Origin of the sequence: Nostoc sp. JL31, assembly GCF_017114965.1 — a bacterium.
GTDB classification, from domain to species: domain Bacteria; phylum Cyanobacteriota; class Cyanobacteriia; order Cyanobacteriales; family Nostocaceae; genus Nostoc; species Nostoc punctiforme_A.
Window position 1 is genome coordinate 1 of sequence record NZ_JABXKO010000099.1, and the last position, 15,241, is coordinate 15,241.

15 protein-coding genes are annotated in these 15,241 nt (G+C 41.6%); 5 read left to right on the top strand and 10 right to left on the bottom strand.

The genetic code is table 11. The features are described from left to right. A partial coding sequence (locus HWQ43_RS24505) for a reverse transcriptase domain-containing protein (protein WP_292738567.1) occupies nucleotides 1-433 on the bottom strand: 433 nt, incomplete at its 3' end. Between the two features lie 550 nt (nucleotides 434-983). On the opposite strand from HWQ43_RS24505, the gene recQ reads away from it, so the two are divergent. Further along, complete coding sequence (gene recQ, locus HWQ43_RS24510) at nucleotides 984-3,143, top strand: DNA helicase RecQ (RefSeq protein WP_292738568.1); 2,160 nt, start codon at nucleotides 984-986, stop codon at nucleotides 3,141-3,143. Between the two features lie 233 nt (nucleotides 3,144-3,376). On the opposite strand, the gene HWQ43_RS24515 is transcribed toward recQ, so the two are convergent. Continuing rightward, a complete protein-coding gene (locus HWQ43_RS24515) occupies nucleotides 3,377-3,901 on the bottom strand; it encodes a pentapeptide repeat-containing protein (protein WP_292738569.1) in 525 nt (174 codons plus the stop codon). A 163-nt stretch (nucleotides 3,902-4,064) separates the two neighbouring features. On the opposite strand from HWQ43_RS24515, the gene HWQ43_RS24520 reads away from it, so the two are divergent. Continuing rightward, entirely contained in the window at nucleotides 4,065-4,637 is a 573-nt protein-coding gene (locus tag HWQ43_RS24520) for a Uma2 family endonuclease (RefSeq protein ID WP_292738570.1), read from the top strand. 157 nt (nucleotides 4,638-4,794) lie between these two features. Here HWQ43_RS24520 and HWQ43_RS24525 read toward each other — a convergent pair whose 3' ends face one another. Further along, complete coding sequence (locus HWQ43_RS24525; RefSeq protein ID WP_190240942.1) at nucleotides 4,795-4,962, bottom strand: hypothetical protein; 168 nt, start codon at nucleotides 4,960-4,962, stop codon at nucleotides 4,795-4,797. 665 nt (nucleotides 4,963-5,627) lie between these two features. On the opposite strand from HWQ43_RS24525, the gene HWQ43_RS24530 reads away from it, so the two are divergent. Both HWQ43_RS24530 and HWQ43_RS24535 read left to right on the top strand, forming a co-directional pair. Next, nucleotides 5,628-7,001, top strand: a complete 1,374-nt coding sequence (locus HWQ43_RS24530) for a glycosyltransferase family 1 protein (RefSeq protein WP_292738571.1) — start codon at nucleotides 5,628-5,630, stop codon at nucleotides 6,999-7,001. A gap of 336 nt (nucleotides 7,002-7,337) precedes the next feature. After that, complete coding sequence (locus tag HWQ43_RS24535) at nucleotides 7,338-9,071, top strand: NFACT family protein (RefSeq protein ID WP_292738572.1); 1,734 nt, start codon at nucleotides 7,338-7,340, stop codon at nucleotides 9,069-9,071. Between the two features lie 131 nt (nucleotides 9,072-9,202). Here the strand turns inward: HWQ43_RS24535 and tnpA are convergent, their stop codons facing one another. Together tnpA and HWQ43_RS24545 are read right to left on the bottom strand one after the other, a co-directional pair. After that, the gene (tnpA, locus tag HWQ43_RS24540) at nucleotides 9,203-9,613 is read right to left on the bottom strand and encodes an IS200/IS605 family transposase (protein ID WP_292738573.1); all 411 of its coding nucleotides are present in this window, start codon (nucleotides 9,611-9,613) and stop codon (nucleotides 9,203-9,205) included. A gap of 367 nt (nucleotides 9,614-9,980) precedes the next feature. Continuing rightward, nucleotides 9,981-12,611, bottom strand: coding sequence for a DNA polymerase III subunit alpha (locus HWQ43_RS24545; RefSeq protein ID WP_292738574.1), 2,631 nt, complete (start codon nucleotides 12,609-12,611; stop codon nucleotides 9,981-9,983). A 193-nt stretch (nucleotides 12,612-12,804) separates the two neighbouring features. Between HWQ43_RS24545 and HWQ43_RS24550 the strand changes: the two genes are divergently transcribed. After that, nucleotides 12,805-14,097: a dicarboxylate/amino acid:cation symporter gene (locus HWQ43_RS24550; RefSeq protein ID WP_292738575.1), complete on the top strand. Its 1,293-nt coding sequence runs from the start codon at nucleotides 12,805-12,807 to the stop codon at nucleotides 14,095-14,097. Nucleotides 14,098-14,137: 40 nt separating this feature from the next. On the opposite strand, the gene HWQ43_RS24555 is transcribed toward HWQ43_RS24550, so the two are convergent. The 5 genes from HWQ43_RS24555 to HWQ43_RS24570 all read right to left on the bottom strand — a co-directional run bounded on the left by HWQ43_RS24555 (nucleotide 14,138) and on the right by HWQ43_RS24570 (nucleotide 15,231). Beyond that, nucleotides 14,138-14,317, bottom strand: coding sequence for a hypothetical protein (locus tag HWQ43_RS24555; RefSeq protein WP_228013468.1), 180 nt, complete (start codon nucleotides 14,315-14,317; stop codon nucleotides 14,138-14,140). Nucleotides 14,318-14,509: 192 nt separating this feature from the next. Further along, the gene (locus tag HWQ43_RS24560) at nucleotides 14,510-14,644 is read right to left on the bottom strand and encodes a hypothetical protein (RefSeq protein WP_292738576.1); all 135 of its coding nucleotides are present in this window, start codon (nucleotides 14,642-14,644) and stop codon (nucleotides 14,510-14,512) included. A 225-nt stretch (nucleotides 14,645-14,869) separates the two neighbouring features. After that, nucleotides 14,870-14,956 (bottom strand): hypothetical protein, encoded by an 87-nt coding sequence (locus HWQ43_RS33885; protein WP_366932901.1) that lies wholly within the window; start codon nucleotides 14,954-14,956, stop codon nucleotides 14,870-14,872. Then, nucleotides 14,920-15,096, bottom strand: coding sequence for a hypothetical protein (locus tag HWQ43_RS24565; RefSeq protein ID WP_292738577.1), 177 nt, complete (start codon nucleotides 15,094-15,096; stop codon nucleotides 14,920-14,922). Before HWQ43_RS24565 ends, HWQ43_RS33885 begins: the two co-directional genes overlap by 37 nt. 3 nt (nucleotides 15,097-15,099) lie before the next feature. Next, the gene (locus HWQ43_RS24570; RefSeq protein WP_292738578.1) at nucleotides 15,100-15,231 is read right to left on the bottom strand and encodes a hypothetical protein; all 132 of its coding nucleotides are present in this window, start codon (nucleotides 15,229-15,231) and stop codon (nucleotides 15,100-15,102) included. Nucleotides 15,232-15,241: the final 10 nt, after the last annotated feature.

A 15,241-nucleotide genomic window follows, 5' to 3' on the forward strand; every position in this document is an offset into this window, starting at 1 on the left:
CGTCCATTATCGCTGAGTGATTAATCCTGTCAAAGCATTTTTCGATATCGAGTTCTATAACTCTCTTATCTATTCCGTTACTTTGTGAGCGTAGGTTATCAAAGATGTAATTTTGTGCATCATGGGCAGAGCGCCCAGTTCTGAACCCGTAACTCCTAGCGTGGAAAGTGGCTTCGTGTGCTGGTTCGAGTGCATATTTTGCTAGGCACTGCCAAGCTCTATCCGCGATGGTTGGTATTTTAAGCATTCTGGTTGTTCCGTCCTTTTTGGGGATGGGAATTTCCCGTAAGCCTTGATGTTTCCAATTTCCACTATTGACTTTGAGTAATTCTTCTAAATTGAAGCGTTCTTCAAATGAGAGGGATTTCTTACCATCGATACCAGCCGTCTTTTTAGTTTCATCATAGGAACTCCCTATTAGCGCCAGTGTCAACCCGCAACGGTCGTCTGATTGCGCCCTGTTCCCAGCTTCACTCTACAAGAACCGAGCTTGTTCGGTGTGGGCAGATAAGGAGTCAATTCTGAGTCTGAATGGTAGGGCTTTCACCTACATCTGACCGAGAGTTCAGCCTTTTTGTGACAGTAATCTGCTGTCGGGCTGACTTAGTTATGTACGGACTGATTACCGAGATTCACTAAGTAACGAATCGCACGCTCAATACAAGTGCGATCGCTAATATTGTAGTGGCAGTCTTTAAGGGACTTCCAAAAAATAAATTATCCCATTTTCATAGTGGCAGATTCTTTCTCCTCTGCTTCCTCTGCTTCCTCTGCATACACAACGATGGAATATTTTTTAGTTGGAAATCCCTAAAGTCAAGCGTAGGCGTAGCCCGTCGTAGACATCGCTCATGTATGATGATTGATGAGCGTGCGATCGCCAACAGAAACCCAGGTCTGACCAACACTGCTGATGATGTAAGTTAAAATCCTGATATCTTCAATCACTACTCACGCAGACAGCCCCCGAAAAAGCGATCGCTATGCTTCAGTATCCCCATCTCGAACAAGCGCTAAAATATCACTTCGGTTATGACCAATTTCGCCCCGGACAACGGCAAATTATCGAAGATGCGCTACAAAACCGAGATTTAATGGTTGTGATGCCGACTGGCGGGGGAAAATCTCTATGTTTTCAGCTACCAGCATTGTTGAAAAATGGACTAACTGTGGTGGTGTCGCCGTTAATTGCTTTGATGCAAGACCAAGTAGAGGCACTGCGAAATAATAATATTAACGCGACATTTCTCAATAGCAGTTTGAACGCTTACAAAGTGCGATCGCGGGAAGAAGCCATCCTCAGCGGTAAAGTAAAATTACTCTACGTCGCCCCAGAACGTCTCCTCAGTGAAAGGTTTCTCCCCTTTCTCGATTTAGTTAAAGAAAAAATCGGTATTTCTAGCTTTGCTATTGATGAAGCGCACTGCGTTTCGGAATGGGGACACGATTTTCGTCCAGAATATCGCCAGTTAAAATCTCTGCGAAAACGCTATCCTGATGTGCCTACCGTCGCCCTCACCGCCACAGCAACCGATCGTGTCCGTAGTGATATTATTCAACAATTAGGGCTGAAGCAACCAAGCATCCATCTTGCCAGTTTTAATCGTGAAAATCTTTATTACGAAGTCCGTCCTAAAACTAAATATGCTTACGCTGAATTATTAGAACTAATTCGAGAAACTGAAGGTTCGACAATTATTTATTCTTTAACTCGCAAAAAAGTTGATGAACTAACTTTTAAACTCCAAAATGATAAGATTGGTGTTCTGCCTTATCACGCCGGATTAACTGATGAGGAACGTAGTAGTAATCAAACACGATTTATTCGAGATGATGTCCGGGTGATGGTGGCAACAGTTGCCTTTGGCATGGGAATTAATAAACCCGATGTGCGGCTGGTAGTTCACTTTGATATGCCCAGAAATATAGAAAGTTATTATCAAGAATCGGGGAGAGCGGGTAGAGATGGAGAAGCATCTCGATGTACAATATTTTTCAGCTTTGGTGATGTTAAAACAATTGAATGGAGTATCGATCAAAAAACTGATCCTCAAGAACAGTTAATTGCTAAACAACAATTGCGTCAGATGATCGATTACGCGGAAGGCACTGATTGTCGGCGAACGATTCAACTGGGTTATTTTGGCGAAAGGTTTCCTGGGAATTGCGGTAATTGTGACAATTGTCGTCATCCCAAACCCATGCAAGATTGGACAATTGAAGCCATGAAATTTTTATCTTGTGTGGCGCGTTGTAAAGAAAGATTTGGGATGCTACACATAATTGATGTGTTGCGAGGAGCAAAAAAAGACAAAATTCTCCAGTACGAACACGATAAACTTTCTACTTATGGTATTGGCAAAGATAGAACTGTAGATGAATGGCGAATGTTGGGGCGATCGCTTTTACATCAGGGGTTAATAGAACAAACTAGCGATGGTTACTCAGTTTTAAAACTAAATGCCCACAGTTGGGAAGTAATGCGAAAACAACGCACAGTTTCGCTAGCTGTAACCACAGTCCAAAAGATTACCTGGGAACAGGGGAGTGAAAAAGCAGAAGTTGCAGAAATATTATTGCAGAAGTTGCGATCGCTACGTAAAGAATTGGCTGATGAGCAATCTGTACCACCTTACGTCATCTTCCACGATTCCACTTTAAAATTGATGGTACAGGTGCAACCCCAAAACTTAGCTGATTTTGCCAAACTTTCTGGTGTAGGTAGTCACAAACTCGCTCAATATGGCGAAAAGTTCATTACAGAGATTCGCACCTACCGCCAAGAAAAAGGTTTGCAAAATAAATCTGATACTTCCGTATCTTCTGCCAAATCATCTTCTTCTTACACCGAATTACAAACATTACAATTGCATCAACAAGGTTTAAATATCGCTCAAATTGCCCAAAAGCGTAACCTTAGTCCGGCAACAGTTAGCACTCATCTAGAAAAACTAATTGATAAAAATCAGCCAGTTGATTTAAATCAATTAGTACCTTTAGAACATCAACAAAAAATTTGGCAAGTTTTAGAAGTACTCGGTGACATTTCCCTCACTCCCATCAAAGAACAACTAGGAGAAAGCTACACTTTTGATGAAATTCGTTTAGTACGGAGTAAGTGGCGGCGGGAAAATCGCAAATGAAAATTAAATTTTAGAAGATGTTTTAAAAGTATAGGGCGAATAGAATTCGCGGCTACACAAGCAAAGTCCACCTGCGTGGACTAAGATAAAATCAAGGGCTTCAAACCCACGGAGGTGGGTTTTGTCTGTATAGCCGCGATTTCTAATCGCCAGGGCTAGTATGAATTGAGACTTGACGAATATCCTCTTACCTTGTTCCGAATGCACCCCTCATGGCTGCAATTAGAGATGAACTAAAATTCTCCGAAAAATGGGCCGCCTTTAATAGTGCCATCGGGCATAGTGGTTTCCCAAATTAAATTACCGAATCTACAAATATTGATCTCAGAGACATCAGCCGAACGAAAGTTAGCATGAGCCAAAATGGCGTAAGAAAAACCACCGATGTTAGCTCCACAGAAGGTAGCACGACTAGCATTTATATGATTTAACTCGGTTCCCCTCAAATCGGCTTCAGTCAAGTCACACCAAGACAAGTTGGCGGAATATAAATTAGCATCCCTGACAATAGCACCTTTCAACCAAGCGCCTTCCAAGGAAACACCAAACAAATCGGCTCCAGTCAAATCAGCTCGACACAGATCGGCTTGTCTCAAATAGGCTCCGCGCAAGTTGATATCTCTCAAAATAGCCCCTTCGAGGTCAATCGAACTGTCAAGGGGAACACCCTCAGATTGGATCAACTCAATCCCTCGAAAATCGCGCTCTCCATCAGCATACCGAGCCAGCAACTCCTCAGCAGTTATTTCCCAAGGCATGATTTAACCTCTAAGTTTTTTTTCTAATCTCAAATATATGGATGTCTAAGCCTTTCTGGGCGGTTTATGTCTAGAAAAAAATAGCCCTGTTGAGTATACTCTGTGAATTTTCAAACATCCTTTTATGATTAAAATACAAGAGCAAGATTAAAGGAGTTAGCCGATGAGTCAGATGCTTAATACAGGAGTACGCTGGACAACTCAGGATGTGGAATTATTACCAGAAAATGAGGGGACGCGCTACGAGATAGTTGATGGAGAATTATTTATGACCAGGGCACCTCACTTTAAACATCAGCAAACTTGTGGCAAAATTTTCCAACAGCTTAACATTTGGTCAGAGTCTACTGGTTTAGGAGAAGCTGTAATCAACCCCGGCGTTTTGTTTTCAGAATCAGATAATGTGATTCCTGATGTAGTTTGGGCTACTAAAGAAACCTTGGCGCTAACATTGGATGAAGCGGGACATTTAACTGGCGCACCAGATTTAGTAGTCGAAGTTTTGTCTGCTAGCAACGAAGACCTAAGACGAGATAAGGAAGCTAAACTTAAACTTTATTCTTCCAGAGGAGTAAAAGAATATTGGATTGCTGATTGGCGATCGCGTAAACTAGAGGTCTATCGGCGCGAACAAAGTCAACTTAACTTGGTAGCAACTTTATTTAGTAGTGATAATCTCATTTCTCCGCTATTGCCTGGTTTTAGCTGTACTGTAGACCAGTTTTTTCCTGTATAAATTTTAGGTTGAATGGAAAAAAAAATTTCAAGTAGCGGATTAACTCTCATTCTTTTCCCAAAACAAAATGTGTATAATTTATTGTTCAGATATCGCCTTGCACCAATAACTAAGTTTTCTCCTCATCAAGGCGATATCTATAGATCATCAGTTTACATTAAGAAAAACTGGGAATTTCAGAGTTAGAATCTTGTGATGTCATAGCAGACTTTGAAGACTCAGTGTTTTGATTTTTGACAGGCATAATTACAGATAGCAGCTTAGGCAGTGCTAGACAGGCAACAGTATTTAATATCGTCAGAAATATACCATCTATCAAACTCATGTATTAATCTTCTCCGTTTGAAAATTGGTAGTGACTATATTTATTAGTTTGAAGCAAATTCAGTAGAATTGCGTAAAAACAGAATTTAGATTTCTTTTAGTGAATATAAGCTAAATAAATATATTTTTATCAAAACAGAATAAAGGCGTCAGTCGCCAGAATGGGCTAAACCTTAGCTATCCGCTAACAGTTGGGTATTTTGAACAAAAGAGCGGATAGCGTAGCGTTAGCGAGTATTTTGAGTATTTTCGAGTCGCGTCTTGATTCTGAATCCTGAATCCTGACTTCCTGCTTTGAGAGGTGTTAGGGGGTCAAACCCCCTATTCACCAGATATATCCTCGCAGAAGTCAGGGATCTGAGTCTCTAGGTAGAGAGCAAATTAAAATTGCCATATCTAGGAAATTAGAGCTAGAGATGAATGAAAAAATTTCATTTTTATCTATCACAAGGATGAGATACGGATATAACCATTTCCTATATCTAAAGAAACTAAAAAGATTTGTATTGAATCTAAAAGTATACTTCTGACAGAGGATGTAAAAAAAAATTAGGTATAGTAAATTAAAATCAATATTAATCAAAGTTCCTAAACAATTCAGGCAAGTGTGCTATACACGTGCTTGGAACAGACTAAAACTTTGTGAAAATCAGCAACACACAAACTATGAACTCTAACACCGAAAAACGTATCGCCTTGATTTCCGTCCACGGAGACCCAGCGATTGAAATAGGGAAAGAAGAAGCAGGGGGACAAAATGTTTATGTGCGCAATGTGGGTGAAGCACTAGCGCAGATGGGATGGCAAGTTGATATGTTTACCCGCAAAGTGAGTCTGGAGCAAGACTCGATAGTTGAACATAGCAAGAATTGTCGAACTATTCGTTTAAAAGCTGGCCCCCTTGAGTTTGTGCCGCGAGATGAAATTTTTGAATATCTGCCAGAATTTGTGGATAATTTCCTCAAATTTCAAGTAAAAAATGATTTTACATACGAGTTAGTTCACACTAACTATTGGCTCTCTAGTTGGGTGGGGATGGAGTTAAATAAAATCCAAAAGAGTAAACAGGTTCATACCTACCACTCATTAGGAGCGGTGAAGTATAACACTATAGAAGATATTCCTCTGATTGCTAGTCAGCGATTAGCAGTGGAAAAACAGGTGTTGGAAAAGGCAGAGCGAATTGTAGCGACCAGTCCGCAAGAACAGGAACACATGCGATCGCTAGTTTCCACAAAAGGAAATATCGACATCATTCCCTGCGGTACAGATATTAAGCGCTTTGGTTCGATTGGACGAGAAGCAGCCAGGGCGGAATTGGGAATTGACAAAGAAGCCAAAGTCGTATTGTATGTAGGGCGTTTTGACCAACGCAAAGGTATAGAAACCTTGGTGCGGGCAGTAAACCAGTCTGGGTTACGCGATTCCAACAATCTCCAGCTAATTATTGGTGGTGGTAGTACCCCAGGTAACAGTGACGGCATTGAGCGCGATCGCATTGGGCAAATCGTCAACGAATTTGGGATGAGTGACTTTACCATCTTTGCTGGTCGTCTAAGTCAAGATATTTTACCGACCTATTACGCAGCCGCCGATGTTTGCGTTGTTCCCAGTCACTACGAACCCTTTGGACTAGTGGCGATCGAAGCGATGGCAAGTAGCACACCAGTTGTAGCTAGTGATGTCGGCGGACTTCAGTTTACTGTAGTTAATGAAAAAACTGGTTTATTGGCTCCACCGCAAGATGTAGATGCTTTTGCATCTGCTATTGACCGAATTCTCTTAAATCCCGAATGGCGAGATGAATTGGGTAAAGCCGGTAGAAAGCGCGTCGAAACTAAGTTTAGCTGGGATGGTGTAGCACATCAACTGAGTGAACTTTACGCCCAACTGTCGCAGCCACAACCAGTAGCGTCAACAGCAAAAGAACTAGTGCAGTCAACAGCCGAACTAGTGCAGTCAACAGCAAAAGAACTAGTGGAGTCAACAGTCGAATTAGTGCAATCAACAGCAAAACAGCCAGTTTTGGTTGCTAAATAATTCTTTTGCATAACAGATAATGGTGAATGGGTAACTCGGAAGTAAGCAATAATTTTATTTTCCTAGTCGTCACTCACCATTACTCAATCATTTATTCTAAATATTTCTCTAGGCTGAGTGATTTCCGTTATTAGTTTAATTAGCGGAAATTATTTAGCCTATTTATATTGCTTTAACTTACAAAACTGTGCTGAGAGTCTATCTGAATAATAGATTTTTGCGTTAGCTATCACTAAACCAAGTAACCGCTATGATAGTTGAGGTCTGCTATGCTTTGACTAAACGAAGATAAAATCATAGCGATCGCTACCATTTGAATGTTAACAACTAATCGCTTTGCAACCAGTTGACTTTACCACTCTCACAGCTGCTTGTAGCGAAATCCGCGCTAACTGGCTACCATCACGCTTAGAACAGGTTTACCAGCGCGATCGCTACACGATTGCTATGGCATTACGCACCCTAGAACAGCGAGATTGGCTACAGATTTCTTGGCATCCCCAGGCTGCACATATTTGTATTGGCGATCCGCCACCGCGATCGCCAGATACCTTTACCTTTAGCCAACAATTAATACACCAATTGGGTGGTTTAGCACTGGTGGCGATTGAAGCGATCGCTCCTTGGGAGCGTGTGATTGATTTGCAATTTGCCCGTCGTCCTGGAGAAAGCGCCCTGTATCATGTCTATGCAGAAATCATGGGCAAGTATAGCAACGTTATTCTCACCGACGCTAACAATATAATTATCACCGCCGCCCATCAAGTCAGTCAGCAACAATCGAGTGTCCGTCCCATCCAAACCGGACAGCCTTATGAAACACCACCGAAACTGACTGGAACTGTCCCCAGTTTGAGCGAATCTCAAGAACGTTGGCAAGAACGGGTAAGTTTAGTACCAGGAGCAATCAAGCGGCAATTGCTCAAGAGTTATAGTGGCTTGAGTGCTGCATTACTGGAGTTAATGCTGCTAGAAGCAAATATCGCACCAGAAACATCCACCGATACTCTCAACCCCGACGACTGGCGACGGCTGTTTGAGCGTTGGCAACAATGGCTGCAAGCCCTAGATTCCAAAGAATTTCAACCCGCTTGGACAAAAGATGGTTACACCGTAATGGGTTGGGGTGTAGTTGAAAAGGTCAAAAATATCCAGGAGTTGCTCAACCGCTACTACAGTAACCAAATTGACCAACAGTTATTTTCCCAATTGCGCCATCAGTTGAGTCAGAAATTAAATAATATTCTGACGAAATTACGCAATAAAGCTCAAACCTTTCAGACGCGCTTACAACAATCAGATCGAGCGGATGATTATCGGCAAAAAGCTGATTTATTGATGGCTCACCTGCAAAACTGGGAACCGGGGATGAAAGAAATTATCCTTGCTGATTTTGAGACAAATTTGCCAGTTGCGATCGCTCTCCAGCCAGATAAAAATGCCGTCCAAAATGCCCAAAGTCTTTACAAACAGCACCAAAAGCTGAAACGCGCTCGTGCTGCCGTGGAACCGTTACTATTGGAAGTGCAGACAGAAATTGAGTATTTAGAACAAGTAGAAGCTGCGATCGCTCAGATAGACAGCTACCAAACAGCAGAAGATTTGCGAGCTTTAGAAGAAATACGCGAAGAGTTGATTGGACAAAAGTATCTAGAAGATCCAGAATACCGCAGCCGCAGTGCCAATGAACCCCCCAGCACCAACTTTCATCGTTACCTTACTCCCAATGGCTTTGAAGTATTAATCGGTCGTAACAATCGCCAGAATGACCAATTGACCTTTCGTGTAGCAGGGGATTATGACCTCTGGTTCCACGCTCAAGAAATTCCAGGAAGCCATGTGCTATTACGTCTAGAACCGGGTGCTGTGGCAGAAGAAGCTGATTTGCAATTTGTAGCTAATCTTGCCGCATACTACAGTCGCGCCCGTCAAAGCGAGCAAGTGCCAGTAGTTTACACTCAGCCAAAACACGTCTACAAACCCAAAGGAGCAAAACCAGGAATTGCGATTTACAAGCAAGAAACTATACTTTGGGGAAAACCGCAATTAACAATTCAAAATTCCAAATGACGCTCTCTACTTCACCAAAACCTAAATCAGTTATTTTAGTTTTTCTCCGCTTGCTTTTTTCTCTGGGTGCAAATTGATTAAATTAATCAGCTTTGAGTTGCCCGTAGATATTAGCAGTTTCTTTTTCTTGGTTATGCGCCTGCTTTTTCTAAATGGGAATTTACTGTGTCTTCAAGATGATGTATTTTTTGATTTTGAACATATATCACAGCTTGCTCAAGTTGCTTACTGCCCAAAGAGAATATACCATATCCTTCTTGCCAAGCAAATTTTTCTGATGTAGGGCAAAGATTGTGGTTGAAATGGTGAGAACTACTTCCTTTAATTTTTTTCACAAACTCTGCAATGGCGATTGTTGGCGGGATAGATACTACTAAATGTATGTGGTCTTCAATACCTCCAATAGCATGGAGTATACAATTTAAACTATTGGATTTATGAATGATGTAATTATAAAGCTCAGTTTCTTTATTGGAGGTAATTAGAGGTTGGCGTTCTTTTGTTGCCCAAACAATATGATAATAAAGTCGCCACAGAGACATAATATTTTTAAATTTTGTATTTACTTACATATATTTATGTTTCCCATATTGCTGAAAAAAATTATCATATTAGCAGTGTCCGTCAGCCAGGCAGGGAATGAAATTCCCTGCCTGAAAGCTCAAGTCGTCTGAAGACGACTATGTGAAACTAGCCAACAATTAAACCAAGTTTTTTCTAGTCCTCTTCTAGAGGACTTGCACCATTAGACAGGGAATTCTATTCCCTGGCGGTCTGGTTGGTAAACCAATGAATTTGGTTAGCGGGACGCCCCCGACTAAAACCCATCAAACCCTGGTATTATTGGCGCATCTTCTTTAATTTTACGCGGTTTCCACCCCACAAGAGTTAAAACGAATACCCCTCCTCTCAATTCGGTAAACCCTCTACCCGCATTAAATCTAATTCGCGTTCAAATATTTCATCAATTGGTAACATTTGACCATCAGTAGTCATAAACTTATGGTCTTTTGTTGCCCGAATTATTGAACCATCTTCCAAGCAATACTCAAACACCTCTTGTTGTCCGAGATCGTGCCACTGTGCCACAGGTTGCGTGTAAATATTTCCATTATTATCAACACTGTACACACTGCATTCAATGCTTTTTTCGACAATTTCTCCAATCGGCATTAATCCATATTCTACCGTCAATATTTCTGTGTCATAGCTTAAACAATATTCAGCAAACTTCAACATTTGCTCAAATAGTTCATCCGCAACTTTTTTCTGAACGCCATTTTTAGCTGCGCCATCCACAAATTTTTCTCGCTGCTTTTGCATCTCAGAAACTTTCTTTTTACCCATCGCCCGACGCAGCAAGTCAGCTTGTCCTAAAGAATATCCGGCCATATCTTGAGCAATTTTCATGATTTGCTCTTGATAGACCATAATTCCATAAGTTTCGTCTAATATTGGTTCTAGAATTTGGTGTTGATAATCAATCTTTTCTCGACCATGTTTGCGGTTAATAAATTTAGGTATCAGTCCCGCATCTAATGGGCCCGGTCGATAAAGTGCCAAAATTGAAGAAATATCTTCTATATTAGAAGGCTTCAAATCTCGCACGATCTGACGCATCCCAGAAGATTCTAATTGAAATATCCCTTCTAACTCACCTGCTTCTAATAACTCATAAGTTTTTTGGACATCTTTTGGTAGACTGCTATGTTCACCTTTAGCTAATATCCTCTGGGCTTTTCTTTCCTGGCGGGGAATTTCATCAGGATCGACCCGATATCCTCTCGTTTCCTGAATCAAATCTACAGTTTTTTGAATCAGCGTCAAGTTCCGTAAACCCAGAAAATCCATTTTCAACAAACCCATTGATTCCAGGTCTTCCATGAAATATTGGGTAATTACAGAACCATCATTATTCTTCTGTAGTGGGACAATTTCATCAAGTGGATCGGCAGAAATTACTACACCTGCGGCATGAACACCAAAAGTTTTGTTAGTTCCTTCAATTCGCATCGCCATATCAAGCCAATGGCGAACATGGGGTTCTTTATCATATTTCTCTTTAAACTCTGGTTCTGGAGTTTTATCAGAAACCATTACCTTGAGTTTCGTTGGTTTCCCCCGCACCACAGGAATCATTTTCGCCATTTTGTCAGCTTCCCCATAGGGAATATTTAATACTCTGGCGACATCTTTCAAAACCGCTTTAGAAGTTAGACGGTTAAAAGTAATAATTTGGGCAACTCTATCTGCACCATATTTCTCAGTTACATATTCAATAACTTTATCCCGTTGTTCAATACAGAAATCCGTATCAATATCAGGCATTGATTTACGTTCTGGGTTCAAGAAACGCTCGAATAGTAACCCATGATGCACAGGGTCAATATTGGTAATTCGCATTGCATAAGCAACTAATGAACCAGCCGCCGAACCCCGACCCGGGCCCACAGGAATATTGTTATCTCTAGCAAATTTAATGTAGTCCCAGACAACTAAAAAGTATTTGGAAAAACCCATCTGCTGAATCATTTTCAGTTCGTATTCCAATCTTTCTTTATAGACGGAATCGACTTCCTGACGAGATTTGCGATTTAAGCGTTCTAAAAGTCCACTCCATGCAACATCTTCGGCGTAAGTGTCAGCAGTATGACCAGAGGGAATCGGGGGTGTAGGAATCTGAGGCTCACCCATAATATGGTAAGGCTCGACTTTATCGGCGACTTCTTCAGTAGTAGCGATCGCTTCTACAATCACATCATCCGGCAAATGGTCACGAAATAGCTGCTGCATCTCCTCACCAGATTTGAGATACTCTGTGCCGCTATAACGCATCCGCTTATCTTCAATAATTAACTTGCCAGTTTGAATACATAGCAAAGCATCGTGGGCTTCAACGTCAAAACAAGAAATAAAATGTGAATCATTAGTTGCAATAATTTTAATGCCTAGCTCCCTAGCAATTTTGACTATTTCAACATTCACAATCCGGTCTTCTTGGGAACCGTGGTCTTGAATTTCTAGATAATAATCATCACCAAATACATCTTTATACCACTGAGCAACTTTCCGGGCTGCATCTGGTCTATTACTAAGAATCGCTTGGGGAACTTCTCCACCCAAACAAGCGCTGGTGACAATCAAGCCTTCATGATATTGTTTTAATAAATCTTTATTAATACAAGGACGAGAAAAAATTCCTTTCCCTTGAACACCTTTGAGGTGAGAAATTGTGGTTAATTTGACTAAATTTTTGTAACCTTTGGTATTTTTAGCTAAAACTACTTGATGATATTTGGGGCGGCGTTCTTGTTTCTCAATATCGCCGTTAATAATATACATTTCATTGCCGATAATCGGCTTAATATTTTGACTACGGCAGATTTTGATCAGTTCAACAGCTCCATACATGACACCGTGATCGGTAAGGGCGATCGCTTTCATTCCCAGTGCGATCGCACGATCCACCAACTCTGGAAGCTGACTTGCCCCATCAAGTAGACTGTAGTCACTGTGAATATGTAAAGGCACAAAGGGCATAAGCATCTCCAACCACAAGCCAAGATATCTCTAGGGGACTACCTTGTGGTATACCCTTTCGAGCTAGATTTTGCAAAGCAACGGAATCTTAGATTAACAGTTTTTAACCAAAATTAAAGCTGTTCTTTTTCGGGAATTATCAATATCATTAGTGTTGTTTTAATAGTTACAGCAGTTAACCAGTATCTAGCCAATGAGTCAAACAGAGAGAACTACTTCGCCTGAAACCAAAGCTAGCCCTTGGTGGCAGCGTATCCCTCTCACGTTGCAAATCCTCATCGCCTTAGTAGCGGCAGTCAGTGTCGGAATTGCCCTTGGTGCAGGGAATCCCAATCCCAGCAACGCCGCTTTAATCAACAATTTAGCAATTCCGGCTGAATTGGTACTAAAGGCTCTCCGCGCCTTGGCTACACCCCTGATTCTAGCAGCGGTGCTGCATACTTTGATGACTACCAATATCCCTGGTACAGCCGGACGGCGGTTGGCAGTGTTACTTTTAACTAACACTACCGTAGCTATTTTGGTAGGACTGTTCGTAGCGAATGTACTGCGTCCGGGAACTTGGGGTAATGTAAACACCTCAACAAGTACAGAAATAGCTCCTCAGAGTCTTGATCCTTGGGGAATACTCAAAGATGCTGTACCAGAAGCTGTCCTCAAGCCATTGGTTGATAATAATGTCATTCAACTGATTGTGATTGCCCTGAGTTTTGGCATCGTCCTGCGGGGATTAAAATCTGAACAAATCGCCCAAGGGAAGAATGGATTCCAGCCGATAGAGGATGTCATCGGAATTTTATTTGAAGCGGTAGTCCGCATCCTCAACTGGGTAATTGCTTTAGTGCCGTTCGCAGTCTTTGGGATTGTAGCCAAAACTATTGCGATGCAGGGCTTTGCCCCATTTAAATCTTTGGGTGCATTCATCGTCGCCGTATTGTTAGCACTGGTATTGCAGGCGTGCTACTACCTTACCAGAGTAAAATTTGGTTCTTGGGTACACCCGCTAAAATTTCTCGCTGGTGGTTCTGATGCCTTTTTGACAGCTTTCTCAACTTCTTCCTCTGCGGCAGCAATGCCCATAACCTTTGAGGTTTTGCAAACAAAAGTCGGTTTAAGGGAATCCTCTGCTGCCTTGGGGGCATTAGTCGGGGCAAATTTTAATAATGATGGTACTGCCCTCTATGAAGCAATGTCTGCGTTGTATATTTCCCAACTAATTGGGCAACATCTAAGTCTGACACAGCAGTTAATTGTCATCCTTACCTCAATTTTTGCATCGGTAGGTGCGGCCAATATTCCCAATGCTGGACTGGTAACGATGACACTAGTGTTCACTTCTGTCGGCTTACCTACCCAGTACATCGCTTTGCTAGTTACTGTAGACTGGTTTTTGGATCGCTGCCGTACCGCGATTAATGTTATGGGAGATATGACTGTTAGCGCTTTACTTGATGGCAAAAAGCCTCGTTCTGTAGATGAGGCTTAGTTTGCCAGCTTTTAGTTGAGTTCAGCAGCAGTTCAAATATCTAATGCTGTTGAGGCCCTTTGGCGTCACATGCTTTAGTCCAGCAACGTTCTAAAAGTTGCAGACGCCAGATCAATACAAAACGTTGGGGATTCAATACTAATTTAGTATCCCGACTAAATAAGGGCTGGTTCAGATACTGCCAAAGAGGAAATTTAATTTTGGTGTGTTTTGGAGTCATAAGAACAAGAAAAATAATATAAAAGTTGGTCTAGGAATTACCTAATACTGTTTTTCTAGTTAAAGGCTACCCTGCGTTTTTGCTATTGTCTTTGTGGCAATTGCGGAATTCCAGCAAGTGAATTTATGTTGTTTACGCTTTAATACTGAGAATTGTACGCACCATTTTTCTGATTCCATATCCAGTGAAATATTATGACTTTTCAGGAAATTCTTGCTTCAAAGACATTGCTAGGGGCATACATAATAAGGTTCGCTTGAGGCAAATTGTTACAAAGCCGTTGCTGCCGTTGAGATTAGATAGGTGAAAAATTGCTGAATTAGACATAAATTTTGAATTGCTTCTCATCCCACTGTTATCACCCGCCGAATTTCGTCGCTGCGAAATCCGATCGCCATTGGACGACGTACCCCCAAAAGTGCTACCGCGTCGTACAATTCCAGTACCACCCCTTCTATCCGTAAGGAATGGACAATAAATATCAACGCTTTTCAGGTCTATCACTAGTAACCCACAGCGAGGCTGAACGTTTTTCTGATGCAATTTCTTGTCCTAAGCCAAACCGCTGAATGTCTTGTTATGCCTGGGTTGGGAAATTCCTACTACTGCAAAGTTGCCATAAAATCCACAACCGCGCAGATATCCCGGACAGAAGACAACTGGTTCAAACACTCCCCGCTTTCAATCGGCAAAGCCAAACTCTCCTGTACCTGATACCAATTCACGAAATTACTGATAGAAATCACTTCCTCTGCTTCCTCTGCTCCCTCTGCGGTCATGTATTATCTCAAGTACGGTTCCGTGGCGCTGCGGGCGCGTAGCACTCGCAAGCTTGAGGCGATCGCATGATTCATACTTAGATTCAGCAACGCCAGAAAAGTCGTTAAAATAATTTGTAATTCATAATTTGTCAAATTAGAGAAG